The sequence below is a fragment of the Streptomyces sp. NPDC101490 genome (genome assembly GCF_044767145.1).
Lineage (GTDB): Bacteria > Actinomycetota > Actinomycetes > Streptomycetales > Streptomycetaceae > Streptomyces.
The window spans coordinates 1-23,521 of the sequence record NZ_JBIWNI010000013.1; the positions used below are offsets into that span (position 1 = coordinate 1).

Genomic DNA, 23,521 nt, shown 5'->3' on the forward strand with positions numbered 1-23,521 from the left:
GACAGCACAACCCACTCTTCGTCCGAGAGCTCATGCCGCCGCACCATGCACCACATGATGCCCCATCAAGGAGTCTTTGAAGACACGCCCTAGGGGCATCGGTCGGCCCCGGCCGCTGTTACGGCGGGAGAGATGCCTCCGGCGAGCCGTGACCGGGTCCCTGCCCGCCGTGAGACGGCTCCGCACCCCTGCTTCGGCGCTGCCCGACATGCTGTTCAGCGACGAGAGGGCCACCGTAACGCGTACACACACCCCTGCCCGGAGTGGCTGTTCGTCACCATCCGGCAGATCTCGAACGCGGCCTGAGTCGGCTCGCCGAGGTGGGGGTGGCGGCCAACGCCACCCATGGTCGCCCACCCGCCCTGGCTCATCCCGGGCAGACGCCCCGGCCTAGTGAAATTACAGCCTCAAAACCACCTGCTGGGAACGCATCAGTCCTGTCTGGTGGGTACACCGTTTCGTGCGTGGCCTTCTTGGAGTGCTTTGGCACAATCGGTGTGGCTGGTGTATTCGCAATTGTCCACGAGTCTGCCGTCCGATGCGATCTCCTTGATTCCACAGTTCGGGTCTCCCTGTGGTCCAACCGTGTAGAGAGCATGCCAGACGACCGGTATCTGAGTCTGCTCCTTCAGCGCCCTGGCTGTGTTGATCGCCTCGATGCGCGGGAGCTCCTGTGACTGCAGCACGCTCTGCGGGTCGTCCGTCCTCATGTAGACATGGACCGCGGAGGCGTTCTTTTCCAGCTGATTCACGAACATCTTGGAGATGTTGTTCCAGAACGGTCCTTTGTTGGCCCATACTTCATGGAGAACCAGCTGGTGGACGATCCTTCCTATCTTTGTGTCCTCCAGCGGCGTGCAGTTCTGCGTGCGCGCGTAGAGGCTGGCGCCGATTCCGCCCGACCAGAGGGCGAGGCTCGCTGCTTCGATCTTGAGGTGCGGTTCCATGTACTTGGCGAATTCGATGTACCACGAGTTCTCGTTCCGTACCGCTCTCTTCTCCGACAGCGTTCCACCGAGGAGTTCAGCCTGCTCGTTGAGCGCCGGTTGTGCGCTGAGGCCGCCGAGAATTATCTGCCAGGAATCATGGATGACGTCTTCCTCGAAACCCGCGTTCTTCATGAGGGTCCAGTAGGTGGGGTACTCCTCGTGGGCCTGGACATTCGCCGTCATGGTTTCGGGGTCGCTGGTCGTTTTCACCTCGGGGTAGACCGGATGTCCCTCGGTGCGGTGAGTGCGTTGTACGGACGGCCTCGCGATGGAAGCATGGCCAACGGACGACTGGGCGGCACGGGAACCCGCCGACGGGTCGTAAGCAGTGGCCATCGCCTGCCTTGCGTTGGCTTCCGCGGCGCGTTCGTAACGGTCCGTCGGGTCGCTGACTCTCAGCCCGCTGCCGTTGTCGGTTCCCGCGACGGGGCCTTGGCGTTGCTGGATGACGTGGGTGAGTTCGTGGGCGAGGGTGTGCTTGTCGCTTCCGCCGTCGCCGATGACGACGTTTTCGCCGGAGGTGTAGGCGCGGGCGCCGATCTCGGCGGCGGAGCGCTGAGCGGCGGTACCGGTGTGCAGGCGGACGCGGGAGAAGTCCGCGCCCAGCCGCGCCTCCATCTCCTGGCGGACCGGTGCGTCCAGGGGCCTGCCGGAGCCGGTGAGGACGTCGTCGACGGCGGAGCGCTGTACCGGGGCCGACTCGGCTTGCTCATGGCCGCAGCCGGCACCGTGCTGGTGGCGCTGCGGGTCCTGCGCGGGGAGTTGTCCGGCCCGGCGGAGCATCTGGACGACCGCGGCGTTTCCTGCGCTGCGCTGCAGGGCGAGGAGCGCCGTGGGGGAGAACGGGCCCGCCGCGGCGCGCCCGGCGCTTGTGGTGGCCGGTCGTGCCGACCGGTCGGGCTCTGCGCGGTCGGGGGCCTTGCCGGGATCGTGGCTGCGCATGCGGAAGGGGACCTCTCTGGGGGCGGAAGGCGGGTATGGGTCCCTGGGTATCACGGCTGCGACAGCGCGGTGAAGGAGCGATTCGCGCAGGATCGGTGACCTTTCGGGCAGTCTGCCCTCGCCCCCGCTCTCCCCCTTACCCCTTGCCCCCCGCTCTCCCCCTTGTCCCTCGCCCTCGCCCCCGCTCGTCCGTGCGGACGGGCGAGCGGGTTCCGTGGCCCCGCTCGCCCCCTTTCCTCCCGCTCGGTCAGGGCGCCGCCCCGGTCGCCCGTCCCGCGTCGTCCTCCAGACAGGCCAGCAGGAACTCCTTCACCTCGGTGGCGTGGAACCTGGCGCGGGCGTGCGCGGGTCTGGAACAGAGCAGGACGGGAGCCTCGTCGGGGTCGTCCGGCAGTCGCCCGTGGCTGCCCCGGACGCAGGACGGGTCCGTGGGCACGACGGACAGGCTGGTCCGTATCCCCAGCTTCGACTTCGCCACGCCCAGGACGGCCCTCGCCATGACCAGGGGGTCGGCCGGATCGAAGAACAGCTCGGCCGGGTCGTAGCCGGGCTTGCGGTGGATCTCCACGCCCCGGGCGAAGTCGGGGGCCCGCTCCTCGTCCAGCCAGTAGTAGTACGTGAACCAGCTGTCGGCGGTGGCGACGGCGACGAGTTCTCCGGACCGTGCGTGCGCCAGCCCGGCCTTCTCCTGCCCGTCGCGGTCCAGGACCTGTTCGACCCCCTCCGTCGCCAGCAGCAGTTCCCGTACCCGCTCCACGTCGGTGGGGTCCGCCACGTACACGTGGGCGACCTGGTGGTCGGGGGTGGCGAAGGCACGGGAGGTCCAGGGGTCGAGGTACTCCATGCCCCGCTGGGTGTGGACGTGGAGCAGTCCCGCGCGGCGCAGGACCCGGTTGACGTCGACGGGGCGGCGCACCTCCGTGATGCCGTACTCGCTCAGTGCCACCACCGTGCTCCCGCGCGCCTCCAGGTCGTCGAGGAGGGGAGTCAGGACGGCGTCGAGTCCGCGGGCCGCGTCGCGTGCCTGCGGGGAGTCCGGGCCGTGCCGCTGGAGGTCGTAGTCCAGGTGGGGGACGTAGACGAGGGTGAGGTCCGGGTCGTGGTCGGCGAGGACGCGCCGGGTGGCCCCGACGATCCACCGGGAGGAGCCGATCCCCGCCTTCGGGCCCCAGTAGTCGAAGAGCGGGAACGGCCCCAGCTCGGCCGTGAGGGCGTCCCGCAGCCCGTCCGGGACCGTGTAGCAGTCGGGGGACTTGCGCCCGTCGTGGTGGTAGACCGGGCGGGGGGTGACGGTGATGTCGACGTCCGCCCCCATCGCGTACCACCAGCAGATGTTGGCGACCTTCAGGCCGGGGCGGGTGCGCCGGGCCGTCTCCCAGACCTTCTCCCCGCGCACGAGGGCGTGGTGCTGGCGCCAGAAGGCGACCTCGCCCGTCTCCCGGTCGTACCAGCCGTTGCCGACGACGCCGTGCTCGGAGGGGGTCCGCCCGGTGAGGAAGGTGGACTGGACGGAGCAGGTGACCGCGGGCAGGACCGTGTCGAGGGGGGCGGTGAACCCCCGGTCGGCGACGGCCCGCAGCCGGGGCATGTGGGCCAGGGTGCGCGGGGTGAGCCCCACGACGTCCAGGACGACGACGCTCATCGGACACTCCGGTCGGATTCGGATTCGGATTCGGATTCGGATTCGGGTTCTGGCGCGGGGTCGCGCGCGGGTTCGGGCCGGACCGGTCCGAGGGCGAGGATCTCGTCGCGGGTCCAGCGGAGTTCGGCGGCGATGCCGTCTGCGAGTTCCGCCGCGTCGCGCGGTGGCCGGGGCAGCACCGACCAGGTGTACGTCTCCGTCTCGAAGTGCCGGGTGACGGGACGGCCGGGCCGCAGCAGCGCGGCGAGCGCCGCCCGCAGGACGGGCCGGGTCGACGTCAGCGGGGGCACCGGGTCGGCGTGCACGGGAACGTGGAAGTGGGTGCGCCAGGGGCCGCCGTCGTCGAGGCCCCCCGGTTCCCGGAACGCCTCCGGCAGATCGTCCGTCCCGGTGGCGGCGCGCCCGTCGAGGCCCGCCCGGCGCGTCTGGTGGAGGAAGCGGGGCTCGGCGAAGGCCGCGAGCGCGGCGCGGGTGGCAGCGTCCGAGGGGTCCTCGGCGTGGAGGGCGCAGGAGACCTGGGTCTTGACGACGGGGACCCCGGCCCCGGCCAGCCGGGCCAGCGAGTCCTCCGGGTCCTCGAAGGCCACGGCGAGGTGGCAGACGTCCAGGCAGAGGCCGAAGTGGCGCTGGTCGAGCCCCGCCAGGTGCCGCACCGCGTCGGTGGTCGTCTCCACGAGGCAGCCCGGTTCCGGCTCGAACGCGATCCGGACGGTCCGCCCGGTCCGCCGCCGGAGCACGTCCAGCTCGCCGCCGAGGATCCGGATCTGCTCGCGCGCCCGTTCGGTGTGCGGCGGCCCCCAGTCCGCGGCCCATCCGAAGGGGAGGGTGGAGACGCTGCCCTCCGCGACGTCGTCGGGCAGGAGCCCGGCGAGGACGGCGGCCAGGTTCGCGGTGTGGCGGCGGCGCTCCGGCGAGGACCAGTCCGGGCGGTACACGGCCCGCTTGACGACGGGCCGCTGGAAGCCCGCGTACGGGAATCCGTTGAGGGTGACGGTCTCCAGGCCGCGGACGGCGAGTTCGGTACGGAGCCGCAGGGTCAGGGCCGGGTCGGCGGCGAGGGCGTCGGCGACGGGGCGGGCGAGCCACAGGCCGACGCCCAGGACCGGTTCGCCGAGGCGCTCGCGGACGGGCAGCGCGTAGGCGTCGAGCTGGGCGAGGACGCCGTCGAAGTCCTCCGCCGGATGCACGTTGGTGCAGTAGCCGAGGTGGACGGTCCCGCCGCCGGGATGGCGCAGCCGCATCAGCTGCCTCCCCTGCGTATCGAGTTCCCGGCGAACACGGACTCCGGAAGGGGGCTGCCGGGGTCGTCGAGGACCAGCCGTCCGCTCTGTCCGTAGAACTCGACCGGATTGCGCCACAGCACCTGGTCCACGTCGTCCTCGGTGAATCCGGCGGCGAGCATGGCGAGGCCCGTCGCGTGGGTGCGCAGCGGGTCGCTGTGGCCCCAGTCGGCGGCGGAGTTGACGAGGACGCGATGGGTGCCGTGGGACGCGAGGATCTCCACCATCCGGTCCGGGTCCATTTTGGTGTCGGGGTAGACGGAGAAGCCCATCCAGCATCCCGAGTCCGCGACCAGGGGGGCGGTGACCTCGTTGAGGTGGTCGATCGCGACCATGCCGGGGTCGATGCCGTCGGCGCGGACGATCTCCAGGGAGCGGGCGGTGCCGACGGCCTTGTCGCGGTGCGGGGTGTGCACGAGGGCGGGCAGGCCGTGCTCGCGGGCGAGCGCCAGCTGCACGGTGAACGCGTGCTCCTCGGCCGGGGTCATCGAGTCGAAGCCGATCTCGCCGACGGCGACCACGCCGTCCTTCAGCAGATAGCCGGGCAGGTCGTCGAGGACGGGGACGCAGCGCGGGTCGTTGGCCTCCTTCGGGTTGAGCGCGAGGGCGCAGTGGTGCCGGATGCCGTACCGGGAGGCACGGTACGGCTCCCAGCCGAGGAGCCCGTCGAAGTAGTCGCGGAAGCTGCCCGGGGAGGTGCGGGGCTGGCCCAGCCAGAACGCGGGCTCGACGAGCGCCCGCACACCCGCGGTCCGCATGGCCCGGTAGTCATCAGTGGTGCGGGACGTCATGTGGATGTGGGGGTCGAAGATGCGCATGTCACTCTCCGGTGTCGTGGAGGTCGGGCCGGGTCGTCAGGTCCTCGGGTACGGGCCTGCCCGCGGCGGTGCGCTCGGCGGCGAAGGCCGTGAACATGCGGGTGAGTTCGGGGTCGGAGCGGCGGGCCAGCCCCGCGACCGCGTCCAGCGGGATGCCCATGAAGACGCACTTCAGGACCGCCTGACGCCAGGCGGGCTGGTCGAGGTACCGGGCGGCGTAGGGCCCGACGGCGGCGGTGACCAGCCGCGCGTCGTCGCTGCGCAGGGCTTCGGTGACCAGCGGCAGCGCCGAGGGGCCGACCGCGCCGTCCCGGTCGAGGAGCGGGAGGGCCCGCAGCACCGCGATCCGCTCGGCCGGGTCGCCCCGCCGGTAGAGCCCCTCCAGGGCCGCCGCCCGCTCCTCGGCCGTGCCGCCGTGCGCCTGGAGCAGCTGGGCGCGTACGGCGTCACCGGTACCGGCACCGGTGTGCCGCGCGGCGACGGGGAACAGCGCGGTCAGGGCGGCCGGGTCGGCGCGCACGCGCCGGACCGCGTCGGCCGTCCACGGGTGCGCGGCGGCCGCGCGCAGCGCGTCGAGCGACCGGGCGGCCGTCAGCGGGCCGCTGTGCCCGTGACGCGGCAGCTCCACGGAGACCAGCCCCTGGTAGCCGGACTCGGACAGGGCGGCCAGGACCGGAGGGAAGTCGATCTCGCCCTCGCCGAACTCCAGGTGCTCGTGGACTCCCCGGCGCATGTCCTCGATCTGTACGTTGACCAGCCAGGGCGCCGCCCTTCGCACGCAGTCGGCGGGTGACGACGGCTCCAGGCACCGGCAGTGGCCGATGTCCAGGGTGAGGCCGAAGGCTTCCGGCGCCCCGAGGGCCTTCCGCAGGAGTTCGTAGCCGTCCAGGTCCGCGACGAGCATCCCCGGCTCCGGCTCGAAGCCGAGGCGGACACCGGCGGACACGGCGGTCTCCACCAGCGCCGCGCAGCCGTCCAGGAGATGGCCGAACGCCTCCTCGCCGTCCTGGCCGGGGGCCGGGGTGCCGCTCCAGAAGGAGACCGCCTCGGCTTTGAGTTCGGCGGCGATCCCGACGGCCCGCCGCAGATGGTCGAGCCTGCGCGCACGGCCCCCCGGCTCGGCGTCGAGCAGGGTGGGGGAGTGCTTGCGCCAGGGGTCGAGGAGATAGCGCGCGCCCGTCTCCACCACGACGGACAGCCCGAGGGCCGCGAGTCTCCTGCGGGTGCGGGCCAGACGGCGGCCGAGCCCCGGGGCGTACGGATCGAGATGGGCCCGGTCCAGGGTCAGTGCGACCCCGCCGTACCCCAGGCCCGCGATCACCTCCAGGGCCTCGTCGAGCCGGTGGTCGCCCAGCCCGTTGGTGCCGTAGCCGAAGCGCAGCGCGGTCATGTCGGGGACACCTTCCGGGACAGGCTCCTGGCCAGCGGATAGGCGGCCAGGAGCGAGAACGCGGCGCGCGGTGAGCCGCCGCGTACGGTGAGCGCCGCCTGCAGCGGGATCATGGCGTGGATCCCCGCCCCCACCGCGCGCCCCAGCCGGGTGGCGTCGGGGCGGACCGTGGCGGCGAGCTGCGCGGAGCCGGCCGCCAGCGCGTAGCCGCCGAGGAGCGCGGTCGACGCGGCGCGTTCGGCGCGGGTGGCGGTCCGGGGGGTCAGGGCGGCGCCGAGCAGGCCGACCGCGCCGGTCACGGCGAGGGCCCCGGCCGGCAGGGAGGCGCCCGCGCCCCGGGTCTCCGCGCGGCTCACCCGGGTGATCGCGCAGGTGTGCGCGGCGAGCAGGGCGGCCGGGACGAGGGCCCGTCCGGACCGCCGCGCCCCCGCGCCCATGAGGACGTCGAGCCCGCGGGCGGAGGCCATCGCCACGGGACCGTACGGGGTGTGCTTGAGGGCCAGGTCGTACGCCCACACGGTGGCGGCGAGCGGCACGGCGACCGCCAGGGTGTCCCGGCCTCCGGCCGCGGCGGCGGAGGCGAGGCCCGCGCCGGTGAGGGCGACGGCGGTGACGAGTGCGGTACGGGGGCCGATCCGGCCGGAGGGCAGCGGACGGCCGGGACGCTCCTCGGCGTCCTCCCGCCGGTCCGCGTAGTCGTTGAGGGCCATTCCAGCCCAGTAGAGGCAGCTGGAGGCGGCGGCGAGCCGGACCGTCCGGCCCGCGTCGGCGGGCCGCCCGGCGGAGGCCGCGCCCGCGAGGGCGTCGCCGAGCACGGTGAGCGCGGCCGGGGCGCGGACGAGTTCCAGCAGGGCGCCGGCCCGGGAGACGATCCCCGGCGCGGTCACCGGGCCGCTCCGGCGTACCAGTCCCGCAGCGCCTCGAACTGGGCGACCAGCCGGTGCTCGGCCGATGCGCCGTCCGCCGTGAAGGGGTCCTTGAAGAAGAAGCCGAGCTGTTCCTGCGGACCGGTCGCACCGCGTTCCCCGGCGAGCGCGAGGAGCCGGGCCAGGTCGAGGACGAGGGGCGCGGCGAGCGCCGAGTCGACGCCCTGCCAGGTGAACTGGAGGGTCATGGCGGTGCCGAGGAAGCCCTCGAAGGCGATGTGGTCCCACGCCGTCTTCAGCTCGCCCATGCTCGGTACGTGGTCGATGTGGGTCAGGCCCTCCACCCCGTCGCCGAGCAGGGCGGTCAGACCGCTGCGCTTGGAGGCGTTCTTGCTCAGCGCGGCCCCGGGATCGGCGAGGGTGGCGCCGTCGCCTCCGCCGAGCAGGTTGGTGCCCGACCAGGAGCGCACCCGCAGCGCCCGGTGGGCGAACACCGGGCCGAGGGCGGTGCGGACCAGGGTCTCGCCGGTCTTCCCGTCGCGGCCCGCGTACGGCAGGCCCCGCCGGGCGGCGAGTTCCCGCAGCGCGGGCGGAGACATGCCGGGGGAGGGGGTGAATCCGACGTGCCCGCAGTCGGCGCGGAGCGCCGCGTAGGCGTACAGGGAGCTGGGGGGCAGGACGTCGGCCGGTTCGCCCAGCGCGGCCTCCAGGCCGTCGAGGCCGTCGTGGGCGGGGTGCGGGACGAGCGGCGGCTCCGTCGAGGAGACGTCGACGACCACGACCCGGTCGAGCGCGTGCCGGTCGCGGAACGCGACGATGTCCCCGGCGAGCGCGGCGGCCGTCTCGCGCTGGGGGCGCCCGGAGTCCGGCCGGGCGCCGGGCCGGATCTCGCAGTCGGCCGCTTCGAGGGCATCGGCCGCCGCCGGGAGCAGCGCCGCCGGGAACACCCCGCCGGCGGCCAGTTGTTCCGCCCGTTTGGACAGCGGCACCTCGGTCACGTCATGACCGCCGAAGACCAGCCGGTCGAGGGGCGGGAGCCCGCGGCCCGCGAATGCGGGGAGCTCCGAGACCATCCCGGTGGGCGGGACGAGTCCGGCCGCGACGGCCGAGGTGCCGACGACCACGGTGGTCGCCACCGAACCTCGGGCGCCGACTAACCAGACCCCGGTGCGCCCGGCACCGGGGGTGGATATGTCCTTCATAGGAGGTTCCTTCCTTCGGGGCGGGAGGGATGGATGTGGCAGGAGGACTTTTCCCGGCGGGGCAGGCCATGAACCCGACCGGGATCGGCGCGGGGGCCCGGTCGGCCGGTCCTCGCCCCCGGGCGGACGGGCCGAATGCCGGGGCGCGGGCTCGGATGCTCCGCGGACCTCGGCCGGTCGGACCGGGCCCGCGCGGAGACGCGCTCGCCTCCGTGGTCTCCGCCGGTCCGGGAGGGCCTGACGGTGCGTCCGGAGCGGGGCCGGGCCGGTCGCGCGGTCGGTGTACGACGCCGGACGGCCTGTTCGGCGGCGGGGCGGGCGCGGGGTGGACGTGTGCGCGCCCGGCACAAGCGGTCAGGTGGCGCCGGTCGTACCGGCTGGACCGGCTCCACCGGAGTGGGGCTCGGAGTCAGGTCAGGGCGAGGGCCACAGGGCGGTCACGTCGTCGGCGGGCGGTTCGCTCGCGCTCCTGAAGTGCGCGCCCGAGGAGCCTCCGAGGGTGCGGGAGGTGTCCGGGGCCCCGGCCTCGTAGGGCGGCCATCCCGGGTCGCCCGTCTCGATGAACGAGCCCAGAGCGGCGGCCAGCCGGTCCCGGACGGCGAGATGCCCGGGGGTGGCCGCGTCCACCTCGGCGAGCTTGTCGAAGACGTAGAGCAGATCGCTGCCGTGGAAGGCGCCCATCCCGGGACCGCACGGTTCCTCGCACAGCAGGAAGTGGTACGCCCGTCCGCCCGCCGCGGTCTGGGCCCCCGCGAGACGGGTGGCGGGAACCCGGTAGACGGCGTCGCTCAGGAACGCGGTGCGCAGGTCGGCCAGCTCGGTCGCCCCGGTCCGCCGCCGGTAGGCGTCGAGGAGCGCGGCCGGGTCGGCGGTCCCGATCCGGCGCATCTCGGCGTGGAGTGCCTCCTCGTCGGCGGGCCGGTACGCGTCGCCCGCCAGGAGCTGGAACACCCGTACCTCGTCCCGGGTGGTCCCGACGAGGAGGGGGATGTGCGCGACGGCGCCGGACTCGACCGCCTCCTGCGGGGCGCGCGGCACGACGTCGCCGTCCAGCACGGTCGCCCAGGCCCGGCCGCCGGGCAGGTTGCGGGCGCCGATGTCACCGGAGACCACGCTGCCCTGAGCGCCCAGGATCCGCTGGGCGGAGACCTTCACCAGCTCGTCGGGGTCCGTGATCCGCAGGGCGTCGAGCAGATCGCCCGCCACGGCGGCGGCCGACGCGCGATCGGTGATCCGTGCGGTGCTCCCGCTGAGCAGGACGGCCCGGTGGAAGAGTCCGGCGGCCGCCGGGCAGCCCAGCAGGGCGCCGATGGAGAACGCGCCCGCGGACTGTCCGGCGACGGTCACGGCGCCGGGATCTCCCCCGAAGGCGGCGATGTTGTCGCGGACCCAGCGCAGGGCCGCGATCTGGTCCTGCTGGGCGGCGTTGGTGGCGCGGGCCCACCGCCCGCCGAAGTCGGCGAGGTGCAGGAACCCGAACGCGCCCAGACGGTAGTTGGCGGACACCACCACCGCGCCGGTCAGCCGGGAGAGGGCGTGTCCGTCGCTGTACGGGGGCGCGGCGGAACCGGCCTCGAACCCGCCGCCGTAGATCCAGACGATCACCGGGCGGGGCGTGCCCGGTGTGGCGGCGGCGGGGGCCCACACGTTGAGGTGGAGGCAGTCCTCGGAGGTCCGGGTGATCGACGCGGTGGGAAAACTGGGGAAGGTGGACCTGCCCCCGTCGGCCGGTGTCAGCACGGAGGCCCCCTGGGCCGGGGCGGCGCCGAACTCCTCGGCCGGGCGCACCCGGCGCCACGGCCGGGGCGGTTCCGGTGGCTGGAACCGCAGCTCGCCCACCGGGGGCGCGGCGAAGGGGATCCCGGCGAAGAGGCGGGTGCCGTCGGCCAGGGCTCGGCCGCGCACCGGCCCGCTCGTGGTGTCTGCCAGGAGTCCGTCGGTCATGCGAGGGGCCTCACCCTGGGTCGGGACGTCGATGGTCGAAGACCCCTGAGCCTAGTGGCTTTTGCCTGCATATGCCCGTTGCTCGGTGAGGTGGCGGCGTCGCAACACGCCCTGGCGCTCCCTCACCGCCCGCTCCGCCTCGACCGCGCTCTTCAGGCGGGTGAGGGTGGTGGCCGTTCCGGCCCGGGCGGTGTCGATCCGGGCCGTCGGGGACGTACCGGCGGCGAGGCGCCCGAGGACGTCGGCGGTCCGGCCCCGGCGGCCACGGCGCAGGCCGTGCCAGTACCGGGTGACACGGGTGGAGCCGGGCGTCCCGACGGACTCCTCGCCGTCGGGACGGCCGGAGGAGGAACCCCCGGACGGCGAAGGGCAGCCCGGTGGTGGAGACATGGAAGGCGAACTCGCCGTCCCGGGACCGCCGGCGAGGTGGTCGGCGGCCCCGAGGGCGGCAGCGGCCCGCAGGGCGGCCGTGAAGAGGCGGCTCTCGGCGAGGTCGATCAGCGGCGCCGAGGACCGCCCGCCGTCCGGGTCGGCGTCGAAGGGCGCGGCAGCGGCCTCGGCCGTCATGGCGGAACTCCGTCCTGTGGGGTGGCCGTGCCGTCGGACCCGGTGCGCCCGCCCCTCATGGTGACGGGAGGTCAGCGGCGACCGCCGCCGTCCGCTTCCGCCTCCCGCTCCGGGGCAGTCGAGGCCCTCAGAAGGGGAACTGCGCCTCGCGTTCTCCGGCGAAGCAGTGGATCGCGTGGTGCCGCATCCGGGGGCCGTAGGTCCGGTCGTCGGCCAGCTCCGAGTAGGTCCCGAAGGGCAGGCCGAGGAGGCCCGCGGTGTCCGCCGCGTAGACGTCGAAGCCCGGATACATCAGGCAGACGCACGGCAGGTCGTCGAAGTCGAGCGCCAGGACCGGATACTCGCCCAGCGCGTCGGGTTCGGTGACGGCGAGGAAACGGCGCGAGTCAGAGCCCCCGGGGAGCAGGAAGCACTCCGGGAACCGCTCGTCGAAGAGGGCGAACTCCGGGGCCCACATCGCGCCGTACTCGTCGCCCACCAGCTCCGAGAGGGGGCGGGGGCCGAGGCCGCCGTCCGAGGCGAACCAGTCGTGCCGTTCGAACAGGCTGATGTCGTACGCCAGCCAGGCCCGGAGGCTCGGGGAGAGCGGCCTGCCCGAAGGGAAGCACAGGTCGGCGAGACGGGCGGGCGGCAGCGGCGACGCCACGCCGTCGGTGACCCACGGCACGTCCCGGTACTCCAGGGCGGACCCGCCCGGATCCCGCCGCACCTTCTCAAGGACCCGCTCCACCCATGCCACACCGTGCACGGCGGCCTCCTCAGCTCCGTCAGTCAGCATGCGCGGCAACCTACTGCCCGGCACCGACAGCGGGACCCCGCCCGGTCTCCGCGTACCCGGACACCAAGTCGCCCCGGCGCCGACGCACTTCCAGCGGACCGCGAGGAGGAAGCGCGCGACGGGCGGCCGTCGGTCCGCGCCGGGGGAGGGGCGGGAGCGCCAGCCGTGAAATCGATTGCCGAGCCGTCGGCCACCCGCCTAGGGTTTCGCCGTCGACGACGTGTAGCTCAGTCAGTCAGAGCGCCGGGCTAGGGACCCGGAGGGCGCAGGGGCAGATCCTGCCACGTCGGCTCATGAACGAGACCGCTGATCAGCAGCTCCCGACGACGCCCATCGATCCGGCCTACGCCTCCGCCCAGCTGGCCCGGGCACTGCGCACCCGCCAGGCCCATCCGGACAGCGCCGTGCGCGACCGCGCACAAGGCCGGACGCGGCAGTGGCGACAGGTCCTGTCGGGAATCACGGACGGAAGGCTCGCTGTCGGCTCCCGCACACCCGTGGCCGGGCTCCCCGTCTGGGCCACCCCCGAGATCGTGCTCGGCGGGTTCGCCACAGGCAGCGCCGCCGCCGGCGGGCCCCTCGCCCCCTTCGAGGAGGAGGCCGCCCGACGGGCGGGCGTTCCCGCCACCCGAGCCGCGTTGTTCGCCCACGCCCTGACCGCAGAAGGTCTCGGCACGCTGGGGGAACTGCTGGACAGCGGGCGCTACGAGGCCGCGCTCCCCGAGGAGACCGCGCTGCTCACGGTCGCCTGGCTGCTGCGGGCCGGGGACATCGAGACGGCCGCCGCCCTGGTGACGGAACTCCAGCCGTACGCCCACCTGATCCGCTTCCTGCCCCGCCCCGCCGACCGCCCGGCAGCCGCGCCGGGCGCGGTCCACCGCCGCACCGTGGGCGAAGTGGCCGCGCGCCTGAGCGCCCGCCGTGCCAGCCCCGCCATCGAGGCCCAGCGTGAGGCGCTGGCCGTCTGGCGCCCCTTCGAGGACGAACTCCTCGCGTACTGGCTGCGCCACCTCCTCGACGTCGCGGAAGCACCGCACGGCGGCGCACCGGACCACCCCACCCGTGCGACACCGGCCGAGGACGGCCGTGGAGACCGTCCGGCCGCCGGTGCGCCCGACCACCGGAACGAAGCCGCCGACCTGCTCGCACGGTACGGGGAACTCGCCTCGTCCCATCCACTCTGCGGCAGACACCGAGACCCGAAGGCGAACCCGGCCATCCTGCGGCGCGCCGTCGAGGACAGGGCGGCCGGACGACCGGTGTCACCGAGGCTCGCGGGACTGGTGCGCCACGCGGTGGCGTCCATGGTGGCCAAGCGCGGCCTCCCGGGGTCGCCCGCGCACACCGCGCTGCGCCGCGCGCAGGCCCACCAGGCGGAGGCACCCTCGCACCACCGGATCGCCGCGCTCGTCGCGGATCGGCTGGCGGGCCTCGACCAGCGGTCCGGAACCGCCGACATCGAGTCACCCGTCGTACCGGTGACCGCCGTCGAGGCCGCTGCGACCGGACTGCCGGCCGGCACGACCGTCCCCACGAGGCTGCGGCAGGCCGTCGGCTCCTCCCTGAGCGCTCCCCTGGACACGCTGGTCGAACGCGGTCTCGTCCCCTCGGCCGAAGTACTCGCCACCCTGGTCCCGCAGACGGTCGCGGAGACCGCGGCCCAGCGGTTCACCGACCCCGCGCTGCGCACGCTGGCGGCGGCGACCTACCGCGCGTTCCGCAACCGCCGCTCCCTGCTGCTCCTGAACCTCCAGCGCCAGGTGCGGGTCGACGAGCTTCCCTGGGTGCGCGCGGTCGCCCGGCACGGCACCGACCGCCACGCGGCCGAACGGGCGCGGGAGGCGTCCGCTGCCGCGCTGCGTCAGATCGCCGAGCTCGCGGTGAGCGCCTTCCCCGGCACGCTGCTGCCGAATCCGCTGGTGCGCGAGCTGGCGCAGCTGGCGCGGCAGGCGGACCTGACGGCACCGTTCGTCGAAGAGCTCGCGGCGGACATCTTCATGGGCGTCTTCACCCCCAAGTTCCTCGACGCGGCCGGTACCGCTGCCGAGCTCCTCGACGGCAGCCCGTACGCCCGCTACTACGGGATCGACTGCGCGGCGGTCCGGAGCCTGGCCGTCGGCCCCCGGCCGGAGGGCGGCACGCGACGTGGCGGTCCGTCGCGCGGGCCGGGGCCCACGGCGGCGGAGGCGTTCGGCCGGACATGTGCCGAACGGGCGCGGGGCGAGACCGTGGCGAGGCCGGGCAACTGGTCACGGCCCGCCGCGAACGGCACCGTGATCGAACAGGCGCAGATCCTCACCACCCACAACCTGGCCGTCCTGGTGCGGCACGTCGGCATCGCGCCCGCCCCGGGGTGGGAGGCACTGGCCCGAGCCTGCTTCGTCACGGTGTGCCGACTCGTCGCGCGGGTGCAGGGGCACCCGCGCCCGCTGGGCATGGTCAAGGACGCCGCGTACGCGTGGCGGCAGATGCTCTTCCACCTGTCGCTGTGCCCACCGGGCCGTCAGGCGGCGGTCGTCGAGTGGGTGGCCTCCGAGACGGCCCGGCAGCCCCCGCACGTGGCCGACCGGCTGGGACCGGCGGTCGCCGGGCTCCGGCTGGTGGCCTCCGGCGGCGGCTTCGGGCCCGACGGAACCGTACCGGGCACGTCGGCCCGCAGGTTCCTGGGCTGGAGCGTGGACGGCCACTGGATGAGTTGACCCCGGGAGCCGCCGGGGAGGGGAGCAGCCGTCCGCAGACGGGCAGGGATGCTCCCGGCCCGACGAGGCGGGCCCCGTCACGGGCCCCGTCACGCGGCGGACGGCCCGTCGAGGAGGGCCGACTACCGCCCGGGCTCCGCCCTGACCACCGCCCGGGCTCCGCCCTGACCACCGCCCGGGCTCCGCCCCGACCACCGCCCGGGCTCCGCCCCGACCACCGCCCGGGCTCCGCTCGGGTGCTCGTCCGGCGGACCGTACCGGCGCGGTGGTCCCGGGAGGTCATCGGCCGTGGCGATGGCGGCGGCGGCGGAGGTTCTCGGCGGCCCTCTGTCGCCGGTCGCCGCGGCCCGGCCGTACCAGTGCTCCGCGCCGTCGAGGTCGCCCCGCTCGCGTATGGCCCGTGCCTCTCCTCGTGCCGCCGCCGCACGGAGCACCGGCTCGGGCCGCTCGGGCGTGGGAAGGGACGGCTCCGTGGCCACCTGCCCCGTGAGCCTGCGCACCTGCCGCCGCCCCCACCACTGGCGGCCCGCCCGCAGCATGAGGAGCAGCGACAGAACCAGGTACAGCGGCCGTCCCCGTATGCCGAGGCCCTCCCCCTTCATCCATGGATTCCTGAGATCATCGGCCCACATCCCCATGCTTTCCCTTCCCACGGGCGGCATGTGCCGGTACCGACCGGATCGTCGAAACCCCTCGGGGCGGATCCAGCCGGTCATCGCCCGGGTGTGCCGCGAGGGCCTTCAAGGCCCCGCTGATCGCGGGGACATCGAGGCCGGGACAGGCGGGCGCCGCGCGGGCGGCCGTGCACGTGGGGCGGCCGGTCGTCGAGGGCATCGCCTCCTCCATACGGCCGGAGGAGGCGGTTCCCGCGCGGAGACCGCTGCGGTGATGGAACCCACGCCGCCCGTTCCCCCAGCTCTGAGCGGTCGTCGCGGAGCGGGGCACGAAGGTCGGGTGGGGCGGGAGCCCTCGGCCTGGGCCCCGGGGCTTCAGCCGGGGTCGCGACCGACCTCGCCCGCCGCGTCCCGAGCCCGCCTCCGCCCCCGTCCCGGCGTGCCGCGCCCGCGTGGCCGAGCACCGAGAGGGCCGGAAGGTCTTCAGTCAACCGATCGGCCGACCAACCGACCAGCCGCCGAGCCAGCCAGTCACCCAGTCAACCAACCAGTCAACCAACCAACGGATCGACCGACGTCGGCGTCAGTCGTGGATCACGATGTCGCGCCGCCGGGCTCCGTCGTCCAGCGGTCGGACCCGGGGACGTCGAGGACGACCTTGCCGAGGACACGGCGGGACAGAAGGGCGGCGGCCGCGCTCTCGGCCTGGTCCCAGGGGCCGCGCCGGCCGATCGGGGAGGTCAGCCGTCCGGACTCCAGCAGACGCAGCAGGACCGTGAGATCGGCCCCGAAGGGGGCGGTGACGCTGAAGTTCTGGAGGCGCCCTCCGGGGGACGCCTCCCCGGCGGCCTCGAAGTCGAGAGTGGTGGGCAGGCCCGCGGCGCGGCCCACCGCCTGGAGGACCCCTCCGGGTGCGAGACGGAGGAACGCCTCCGCGAGCTGGTCGCCGCCGACGTGGTCGAGGACCCCGAAGACCGGTTCCGACAGGGCACCCGGCCCCAGGACGATCTCGTGGGCCCCCAGTTCACGCAGGCCCTCGGCGCGGCTCTCGTCGCCCACGGAGGCGATGACATGGGCCCCGGCGAGGACCGCGAGCTGGACGGCGAAGCGGCCCACCCCGCCCGACGCGCCGGTGACCAGCACCCGGCGGCCGAGTACCGAGCCCAGCCCCCGCACCGCCTGGAGCGCGGTGACCCCGGCGACCGGGAGGGCGGCGGCCGCTCCGAGGCCGACCGCTTCCGGCACGACCGCCAGGTTCGCGGTGCCGACCGCGCGCAGTTCGGCCCACGCCCCCTCCCAGCCGAAGGTGACGACCCGGCTTCCCGCCGGGGGCCCCGAGCCGTCGGCCGCGCCCCGGACGACGGTCCCGGCGGCGTCCCAGCCGGGAACCCCTCCGCCGGGGGTGCTCGCCGGACGGTCCGCGACCTCCCGGAAGTTCAGCGAGACCGCCGCTACAGCGACCAGGGCCTCGTCGTCCCGGGGCCGGGGCTCGGGCACGTCGCCGAGGTGCAGCCCCTGCGGGCCGTGAAGCACTGCTCTCATGCGGTCGTCCTTGTCCGCCCCGGAGCGCGCGTCCGGGCGCTGTGAGGAGGGCGCGGACACCAGCGGTCCGCGCCGGGGGCCGGGCCGGCCGGTACGGCCACGGTCGCCACCACCATAGAAGGTGCGGCCGCCGGTCGTGTCGTACGGATCCCAGGACACGACCCGGGCGGACGGATCAGGACCGCCGGGTGGACCCCGCGCTCCCCTCCTCCTCCCGGCCGTCCCCTTCCCGCCGGTCAGGGACCGTCCGGACGGACCGATCGCCACCGGCAAGGCGACGCCCGGCAGACCGCCGAGGGGCCGGGGGCCGTCTCCGGGGACGCGCCGGCCTCGGCCGCCGCCACGCTCACCACGCGCCCGCTTCTCGTACGGCTACGTGCACGGCGGCCCGGCCGCGGACTCCCCGGGCCGGGGCGGCTCTCCAGGAAGCCCGCCGTCCTCCTTCACCGGTCGACGAGCCCCGCAGGAGCCGGAAGGACCCCGGCAGCACGACAGAACCCGGACCCGACAGCCCGACAGCCCGACAGAACCCTGACCCGGGAGCCCTCGGCCGGTCGTTCCAGGCCCGCCGACTGCGGAAACGCCCGCTCCACGGACTGCCCGACGGATCCCGGGCGAGTGGTTCGCTGCGGTCCATCCGTCGGCTGCGCTGTCAGAATGGGTACCGAACGTCATCACGCAAGCCGAGCAGACGGTAGCGGTCCTCCCCCTGATCCGGGGTGTAGCGGGCTCCACCCGCCAGGTGGAGCGCACACCTATGACAAGGGGATATCCCATGAAGTACCGTCTTGCCCCATGGACCTGAAGGCAAGGGCGCTCCGCAGCCTACGATCCACGAGGTACCTGCTGGGTGGACTCGCTACCGCCCTGCCTTCGCTGGCCGGTTACTTTCTGTTGCCGATCGTCTGCCTCTCGCTGATCTTCGTGCCGATCCTGCCGTGGGCGGTGCGGCCGTTGCGTGCCTTGACCGACGCCGAACGCCGACGTGCCGAACGCGTTCTCGGCCGCCCCGTGCGCCGCCCCTACCCGACGCCCGAAGGCCATGCCTACCGCCGGACGCTGCAGCTGCTGCGCTTCCCGGGTACCCGCAAGGACGTGGCGTGGATGCTGGTGCACGGCGCCGTGGGGCTCGTCCTTCCCGTCCTGGTCCTGGGAGTGCTGTTCAGCCTTCTGCTGACGATCTCCATCCCGCTGTGGTGGTGGACCCTGCCCGGCGGAACCCTCACCCTCCTCGCGGCTCCCCTCACCACCTGGATGCAGGCGATCGTCCTGTCCGCGGTGTGTGCCTGGCTCTTCTCCGCCCTCTTCCTGTGGCTGGCCCCCGCCGCGGTGAAGCTGGAGACCTGGATCGCCGAGATCATGCTCGGCACCTGGACCGGCCCCGGACGGCGGATCGAGGAACTGGCCGCCTCCCGCGCGGGAGCCCTCCAGGCCCACGAGGCGGAACTCAGACGGATCGAACGTGACCTCCACGACGGAACCCAGGCACAGCTCGTGGCGGTGGCCATGCGGCTGGCCCTGGCCGAGCGCCGGTTCGACAAGGACCCTCAGGGTTCCAGGAGAATGGTGCTCGACGCCAAGGCCACCGTGGACGACGCCCTCGCCCAGCTGCGCGCCGTCATCCGCGGCATCCACCCGCCGATCCTTTCCGACCGCGGGCTGAACGGAGCCATTCGCTCCCTGGCAGCGGGCCGGCCGATCCCCACCACCCTGGAACTTCCCGAGACCGACCGCCGTCCTCCCGCCGCCGTGGAGGCCGCCGCCTACTTCGTCGTCTCGGAGGCGCTGACCAACATCGCCCGGCACAGCGGGGCGAGCCGGGCTCAGGTGTCGCTCCTGTACGACGGCCCCGCGCTGCGCGTCGTCGTGCGGGACGACGGGCGCGGTGGGGCCGCCCCCGGCGCCGCCGGAGGCAGTGGACTCGCCGGGGTGCGCCGACGGGTCGCCGCCCTGGACGGTACGACGAGGATCGACAGCCCTGTCGGTTCCGGAACGACGATTGAGGTGGTGCTGCCGTGCGGATCGTGATCGCGGAGGACAACGTCCTTCTCCGCGAGGGCCTGATTCTGCTCCTGGAGGACGTCGGGCACGAGATCGTGGCCGTCGTGGGAAGCGGGCCCGAGATTGTCCCCGCCTTGTTGGAGCACCGGCCCGACATCGCCGTCCTGGATGTCCGGCTGCCGCCCGGATTCCGCGACGAGGGGCTGCGTGCCGCCATCGAGGCCCGCAGACTCGTCCCCGGCCTGCCGCTCCTGGTGCTCTCCCAGTACGTCGAGGAGAGCTACGCCGCCGAACTGCTCGGACAGGGCGCCTCCGGGATCGGCTACCTGCTCAAGGACCGCGTGGGACACATCGAAGAGTTCCAGGACGCGCTGGAGCGCGTCGCCGCGGGCGGAACGGCGCTGGACCCCGAGGTCGTCTCCCAGCTGATGAGCCGCCGGGACCCGCTCGACGCGCTGTCCCCCCGGGAACGGGAGGTCCTCGGGCTGATGGCCCAGGGCCTGGACAACCCCACGATCGCCACGACGCTGTTCATCACCGAACGTTCCGTCAGCAAGCACATCGGCAGCATCCTCGCCAAGCTGAACCTGCCGCCGACCGACAGCGGTCACCGCCGGGTCCTCGCGGTGCTCGCCTATCTGAACGCCTGACCCGCGTCGCCGACGGCCGTCCGCACGGCGAGGTGTCCGTGCCCGCACAGGTGTCCGTGCCCGCAGGTGTAGCGGGCTACACCCCGGCTTCGGGGGGACGGTCCGATGCGCCGACCGGGGGCGCGGAGAGAAGGTGGACGGCGTAAGAGATCCCACCCCGGCGCCCATCGGGCCGCCGGGGCGCACACCAGGAGGAACCCCTGATGAAGCCCGTGCTCTGGCTGCTGCTCCTCGTCTCCACCGCGGCGGCGGTCTACGTCAGCACCTTCGCCCACTACACCGGCGCCACAAGGATCCTGGCCGCGGTCGGCAGCGGCGTCGTCCTCGTCGGGTCGGGGATGGGACTGTGGTTGACCAGCGGCAAGAAGTGACCCGTAGCGGCGAGAGCGCCTGAGGAGGGGGTGTCCGGCAGAGAGCCGGACACCCCCTCCTCGTCGTGTTGCGGAGAACGAACACCCCCTCAGGGGTGTAGCCCGTACCACTCCCGAGCGGGGAGCCATCCCTGTCGTTCCGAAAAGACACCCTTCATAGGCTCTTTTGTACGGACACAGGGCCTTCCTTCCCTCGTCTCTTTGGAGAAGCAACTGATGCGCTCGCTCATTCGAACCACGCGACGGCACAAGGCGATCGCGGTATCGGCAGCCTGTCTGCTCGTTCCCCTGGCGGCCTGCACACCGGACGACGGGCCGCGCCCGGCCGCTTCCGCGGCCTCGGCCGGCGGAGCAGCCCCGTACGCTCCGAAGAACGACGGGAAGCGCGACGGACGACTGGACGAACGGCTGGACCGCGCCACGATCCTGGAGCTTCAGGAGGACATGAAGGGCAAGCGCCTGACGTCCAGGGAACTGACCCGGGCATACCTGGACCGGATCCATCGCCTCAACCCCCGCCTCAATGCCGTCGTCACCGTGAACCCGGACGCACTGGACCTCGCACGCGAGAGCGACGAGCTGCGCCGCACCGGCGCGGCGCGGGGGCCGCTCGAAGGCATCCCCGTTCTCATCAAGGACAACATCGACACCGCGGACCGCCAGCCCACCACCGCCGGCTCCACCGCGCTGCTGCACTCCAAGCCTGCACAGGACGCCTTCCTGGTGAAGAAGCTCCGCGCAGCGGGTGCGGTGATCCTGGGCAAGGCCAACATGTCGCAATGGGCCAATTTCAGGTCCCCCGAGCAGACGGCCGGATGGAGTGCCACCGGCGGCCAGACCCGTAACCCCTACGTACTCGACCGGAGCCCCTGCGGATCGTCCAGCGGCTCCGCGGTCGCCGCAGCAGCCGCCCTGGCCGCCGTGACCATCGGCTCCGAGACCGACGGCTCCATCGTGTGCCCCGCGAGCGCCACCTCCACCGTCGGCGTCAAGCCCACCCTCGGCATGGTCAGCCGCAGCGGCATGATTCCCCTCACCAGCCGCCACGACACCGCCGGTCCGATCGCCCGCAACACGACGGACGCCGCCCTGGCGCTCTGGGCCATCCACGGAACGGACCCCGCCGACCCGGCCACCTCCGACGCCGACACCGCCCTCCCCTCCGACCACCGAGAGGTGCTCGACCCGAACGCCCTGCGCGGCAAGCGCATCGGCGTGTGGCGCAAGGGACACACAGGCATCGACCCGGACGTGGACCGTGCCTTCGACACGGCTGTCCAGCGGCTCCGAGCGCTCGGCGCCACCCTCGTCGAGGGTGCGGACGTGGCCGATTCCACAGACATGATGCGCAAGGACATGCTTCCCGCGGTGCTGACCGAGTTCAAGCACGACCTCAACGCCTACCTGGCCGCCACCCCAGGCCCCCACCCCAAGAACCTCACCGAGCTCATCGCGTTCAACAAGCGGAACTCCACCGTCGAGATGCCGAAGTTCGGCCAGGAACTCTTCGAAATGGCCGACAAGACCGACGGAGACGTCAACGCCCCGGTCTACCGCCAGCACCGCAGCGCCGCGACTCGTCAGGCCCGTCAGGCCATCGACGGCGTTCTCGCCGAGCACCGGCTCGATGCCATCGTCACCCCCACCGGCATCCCCGCTTCAGCCGTCGAAGCGCTCGACCCCACGCCCTTCGAGAGTTCCACCCGCAACTCCGCAGTGGCCGGTTACCCCCACATCACCGTGCCCGCCGGCTACGCACGGGACACGCTGCCGCTGGGAGTCTCCTTCCTCGGCACGCGCTTCAGCGACGCCAACCTGCTCAGCTACGCGTACGCATTCGAGAAGGCCGCCCCGGTCCGCAAGGCGCCCACCTACCTCCCCACCCTGCCCGGCCGGTCCTGAGCGTGTTGCAGAAGCTCGTGTCTGGGCAGATCAGGGCCATTTCCGGGTGGTCTGATCACCTCGCCAGGGCGAGGTCGTGCATGTGGGCGACGGCTTGGACCGCGTGGTGGAGGCCGGAAACCCGCCAGGCCCCGCACAGTCTGGTGACGGTACGGATCCCAACACGCTCGGAGTGACCGGCTCGCCAAAGTCGGTCGCACGAATCCTCAGGTGCGTAAGCCTTCTCGTTACGCGGCGCCTTCTGCCCACTCGCGCGGAAGTGCCCCTGCCGGAGAGCGCAGTGACGGGGCACCACCAGAAGCAGAGGGCGGGCGCAGGGCGCGGCGGCTCAGGCGGCTGCGTGAATCGCTCGCACTTTTTCCATCAGCTTTACTTTCTCTTTCAGTAAGCCGCGAAAGTAGTCCGAGTTGTTTTTGATCTTCAGATTCTCAAGTTCCTTCTCCATCGAGAACCATTTCTTCACCAGCCCGCTTTGCTGCTTGCAGGTGACGTCTGCGACAGCGAGTGCCACTTCTCTGGGGGTACCTCGTCGGCCGTCCTTCGACCTCCATCCTTGGTCGTCGATGGCCTCGGCGGGGTCCTTGTAATCGTAACCTTTGAGTTCCATACAGGTGCTCCAAGAGCCCAGGGCCCGCGAAACGGGTGGCCTCTTCTTGGCTCCGTAGTGCACTTCGCGGTGATAATTGGTGAAGCGCTTGTAGTTGGCGTGGGAATCTCCGTAGAGGGCCCGGCTGGCCATCTCCATGCAGCCTTCTGAGTCCTTGGTGCCGAACGCTGCTACCTTTTCCGTACGGGAAAGCTGATCGTAGCGCTCGTTTTTCATCCGAGCGGTGTCCTGGTCCCGAGGAATCGGGGGAGCCTCGTAGCCATATCGGGTGGCCACATTCATCTCTATGACCCCGTAGCGCCGCCGGTTTCGTAGATCCTGAGCGCCTGTTGGCCTCTTGATCACCTTCCAGTCGAATCCTCGCTCGCGCATGCACTCCAGTACGAGCAGATCAAGAGCGCCATCTGCGAGAAAGAACTCCTGCGGCGACAGCTCGTAGCGATCGAAGGGTAGGACCAGGCTTCTCACCTCGGCTGTCGGTTCCGTGACCTCTGACGTGACACGGTCCGCCGGCGGGGTGGTGGCCGATGTGCAGCCCGACAAGAGAAGCAGAGCTAAGACGGCCGATGCCCGCCGATTGGTCATGCTTTCCATCCCTGAAAAGAGAAGTGGGGGGCGCCCGCCCCCGGGGGGCCCCCCCAGTCAAAGCACAACAAAGGGCGCGACCCGGGAGGGGGCGGGGACCCACCCGGGCGCCCCCACCACGCCCACCCGGTG

Annotated in this window: 18 protein-coding genes, 1 tRNA gene and 1 pseudogene; 6 read left to right on the forward strand and 14 right to left on the reverse strand. The window is 73.0% G+C overall.

Annotation, left to right across the window (positions count from 1 at the left end; all coding sequences use genetic code 11):
• Positions 1–431: 431 nt before the first annotated feature.
• From ACIRQY_RS22420 to ACIRQY_RS22470, 11 genes and pseudogenes are all read right to left on the reverse strand, one after another.
• Positions 432–1,931 carry a DUF4157 domain-containing protein gene (locus tag ACIRQY_RS22420; protein WP_403928300.1) on the reverse strand — a complete coding sequence of 500 codons (1,500 nt, stop codon included), beginning with the start codon at positions 1,929–1,931 and terminating at the stop codon, positions 432–434.
• A 247-nt stretch (positions 1,932–2,178) separates the two neighbouring features.
• Entirely contained in the window at positions 2,179–3,573 is a 1,395-nt protein-coding gene (locus ACIRQY_RS22425) for an alkaline phosphatase family protein (protein WP_403928303.1), read from the reverse strand.
• Positions 3,570–4,814: a metabolite traffic protein EboE gene (gene eboE / locus ACIRQY_RS22430; RefSeq protein ID WP_403928306.1), complete on the reverse strand. Its 1,245-nt coding sequence runs from the start codon at positions 4,812–4,814 to the stop codon at positions 3,570–3,572. The genes ACIRQY_RS22425 and eboE overlap by 4 nt, the downstream gene beginning before the upstream one ends.
• A complete protein-coding gene (locus ACIRQY_RS22435) occupies positions 4,814–5,671 on the reverse strand; it encodes a TatD family hydrolase (RefSeq protein ID WP_403928309.1) in 858 nt (285 codons plus the stop codon). Before ACIRQY_RS22435 ends, eboE begins: the two co-directional genes overlap by 1 nt.
• A gap of 1 nt (position 5,672) precedes the next feature.
• Positions 5,673–6,191 carry an EboA domain-containing protein gene (locus ACIRQY_RS22440; protein ID WP_403928312.1) on the reverse strand — a complete coding sequence of 173 codons (519 nt, stop codon included), beginning with the start codon at positions 6,189–6,191 and terminating at the stop codon, positions 5,673–5,675.
• Positions 6,167–7,061, reverse strand: a pseudogene (locus ACIRQY_RS22445) (sugar phosphate isomerase/epimerase family protein). The gene ACIRQY_RS22440 and the pseudogene ACIRQY_RS22445 overlap by 25 nt, the downstream one beginning before the upstream one ends.
• Positions 7,058–7,948 carry an SCO3242 family prenyltransferase gene (locus ACIRQY_RS22450; RefSeq protein ID WP_403928314.1) on the reverse strand — a complete coding sequence of 297 codons (891 nt, stop codon included), beginning with the start codon at positions 7,946–7,948 and terminating at the stop codon, positions 7,058–7,060. The pseudogene ACIRQY_RS22445 and the gene ACIRQY_RS22450 overlap by 4 nt, the downstream one beginning before the upstream one ends.
• On the reverse strand, positions 7,945–9,129 hold the full coding sequence (locus ACIRQY_RS22455) for an inositol-3-phosphate synthase (protein ID WP_403928317.1): 1,185 nt from the start codon (positions 9,127–9,129) through the stop codon (positions 7,945–7,947). Before ACIRQY_RS22455 ends, ACIRQY_RS22450 begins: the two co-directional genes overlap by 4 nt.
• 414 nt (positions 9,130–9,543) lie before the next feature.
• On the reverse strand, positions 9,544–11,073 hold the full coding sequence (locus ACIRQY_RS22460) for a carboxylesterase/lipase family protein (protein WP_403928320.1): 1,530 nt from the start codon (positions 11,071–11,073) through the stop codon (positions 9,544–9,546).
• 51 nt (positions 11,074–11,124) lie between these two features.
• Positions 11,125–11,640, reverse strand: a complete 516-nt coding sequence (locus ACIRQY_RS22465; RefSeq protein ID WP_403928323.1) for a hypothetical protein — start codon at positions 11,638–11,640, stop codon at positions 11,125–11,127.
• Positions 11,641–11,767: 127 nt separating this feature from the next.
• The gene (locus tag ACIRQY_RS22470) at positions 11,768–12,418 is read right to left on the reverse strand and encodes a hypothetical protein (protein WP_403928326.1); all 651 of its coding nucleotides are present in this window, start codon (positions 12,416–12,418) and stop codon (positions 11,768–11,770) included.
• 216 nt (positions 12,419–12,634) lie between these two features.
• On the opposite strand from ACIRQY_RS22470, the gene ACIRQY_RS22475 reads away from it, so the two are divergent.
• Positions 12,635–12,708 (forward strand) — tRNA-Pro (locus tag ACIRQY_RS22475).
• A gap of 3 nt (positions 12,709–12,711) precedes the next feature.
• Positions 12,712–15,117: a hypothetical protein gene (locus ACIRQY_RS22480; protein WP_403928329.1), complete on the forward strand. Its 2,406-nt coding sequence runs from the start codon at positions 12,712–12,714 to the stop codon at positions 15,115–15,117.
• Between the two features lie 122 nt (positions 15,118–15,239).
• On the opposite strand, the gene ACIRQY_RS22485 is transcribed toward ACIRQY_RS22480, so the two are convergent.
• Both ACIRQY_RS22485 and ACIRQY_RS22490 read right to left on the reverse strand, forming a co-directional pair.
• A complete protein-coding gene (locus ACIRQY_RS22485; protein ID WP_403928331.1) occupies positions 15,240–15,719 on the reverse strand; it encodes a hypothetical protein in 480 nt (159 codons plus the stop codon).
• A gap of 606 nt (positions 15,720–16,325) precedes the next feature.
• Positions 16,326–17,273, reverse strand: coding sequence for a zinc-binding dehydrogenase (locus ACIRQY_RS22490; protein WP_403928334.1), 948 nt, complete (start codon positions 17,271–17,273; stop codon positions 16,326–16,328).
• Between the two features lie 795 nt (positions 17,274–18,068).
• Here ACIRQY_RS22490 and ACIRQY_RS22495 point away from each other — a divergent pair.
• The 4 genes from ACIRQY_RS22495 (at position 18,069) to ACIRQY_RS22510 (ending at position 22,197) form a co-directional block, all read left to right on the forward strand.
• The gene (locus tag ACIRQY_RS22495) at positions 18,069–19,301 is read left to right on the forward strand and encodes a sensor domain-containing protein (RefSeq protein ID WP_351793428.1); all 1,233 of its coding nucleotides are present in this window, start codon (positions 18,069–18,071) and stop codon (positions 19,299–19,301) included.
• Entirely contained in the window at positions 19,289–19,924 is a 636-nt protein-coding gene (locus ACIRQY_RS22500; protein ID WP_351793431.1) for a response regulator transcription factor, read from the forward strand. Before ACIRQY_RS22495 ends, ACIRQY_RS22500 begins: the two co-directional genes overlap by 13 nt.
• Before the next feature lie 203 nt (positions 19,925–20,127).
• Positions 20,128–20,295 carry a hypothetical protein gene (locus ACIRQY_RS22505; RefSeq protein ID WP_351793434.1) on the forward strand — a complete coding sequence of 56 codons (168 nt, stop codon included), beginning with the start codon at positions 20,128–20,130 and terminating at the stop codon, positions 20,293–20,295.
• 201 nt (positions 20,296–20,496) lie between these two features.
• Positions 20,497–22,197, forward strand: a complete 1,701-nt coding sequence (locus ACIRQY_RS22510; protein WP_403928338.1) for an amidase — start codon at positions 20,497–20,499, stop codon at positions 22,195–22,197.
• Positions 22,198–22,525: 328 nt separating this feature from the next.
• On the opposite strand, the gene ACIRQY_RS22515 is transcribed toward ACIRQY_RS22510, so the two are convergent.
• Entirely contained in the window at positions 22,526–23,398 is an 873-nt protein-coding gene (locus ACIRQY_RS22515; RefSeq protein ID WP_403928341.1) for a hypothetical protein, read from the reverse strand.
• Positions 23,399–23,521 lie beyond the last annotated feature (123 nt).

Coding starts and splice junctions, on each gene's coding strand:
- ACIRQY_RS22435 (WP_403928309.1), bottom strand. CDS start 5,671: ATGCGCATCTTCGACCCCCACATCCACATGACGTCCCGCACCACTGAT.
- ACIRQY_RS22460 (WP_403928320.1), bottom strand. CDS start 11,073: ATGACCGACGGACTCCTGGCAGACACCACGAGCGGGCCGGTGCGCGGC.
- ACIRQY_RS22420 (WP_403928300.1), bottom strand. CDS start 1,931: ATGCGCAGCCACGATCCCGGCAAGGCCCCCGACCGCGCAGAGCCCGAC.
- ACIRQY_RS22485 (WP_403928331.1), bottom strand. CDS start 15,719: ATGAAGGGGGAGGGCCTCGGCATACGGGGACGGCCGCTGTACCTGGTT.
- ACIRQY_RS22515 (WP_403928341.1), bottom strand. CDS start 23,398: ATGGAAAGCATGACCAATCGGCGGGCATCGGCCGTCTTAGCTCTGCTT.
- ACIRQY_RS22490 (WP_403928334.1), bottom strand. CDS start 17,273: ATGAGAGCAGTGCTTCACGGCCCGCAGGGGCTGCACCTCGGCGACGTG.
- ACIRQY_RS22455 (WP_403928317.1), bottom strand. CDS start 9,129: ATGAAGGACATATCCACCCCCGGTGCCGGGCGCACCGGGGTCTGGTTA.
- ACIRQY_RS22470 (WP_403928326.1), bottom strand. CDS start 12,418: ATGCTGACTGACGGAGCTGAGGAGGCCGCCGTGCACGGTGTGGCATGG.
- ACIRQY_RS22480 (WP_403928329.1), top strand. CDS start 12,712: ATGAACGAGACCGCTGATCAGCAGCTCCCGACGACGCCCATCGATCCG.
- ACIRQY_RS22425 (WP_403928303.1), bottom strand. CDS start 3,573: ATGAGCGTCGTCGTCCTGGACGTCGTGGGGCTCACCCCGCGCACCCTG.
- ACIRQY_RS22505 (WP_351793434.1), top strand. CDS start 20,128: ATGAAGCCCGTGCTCTGGCTGCTGCTCCTCGTCTCCACCGCGGCGGCG.
- eboE (WP_403928306.1), bottom strand. CDS start 4,814: ATGCGGCTGCGCCATCCCGGCGGCGGGACCGTCCACCTCGGCTACTGC.
- ACIRQY_RS22465 (WP_403928323.1), bottom strand. CDS start 11,640: ATGACGGCCGAGGCCGCTGCCGCGCCCTTCGACGCCGACCCGGACGGC.
- ACIRQY_RS22495 (WP_351793428.1), top strand. CDS start 18,069: ATGGACCTGAAGGCAAGGGCGCTCCGCAGCCTACGATCCACGAGGTAC.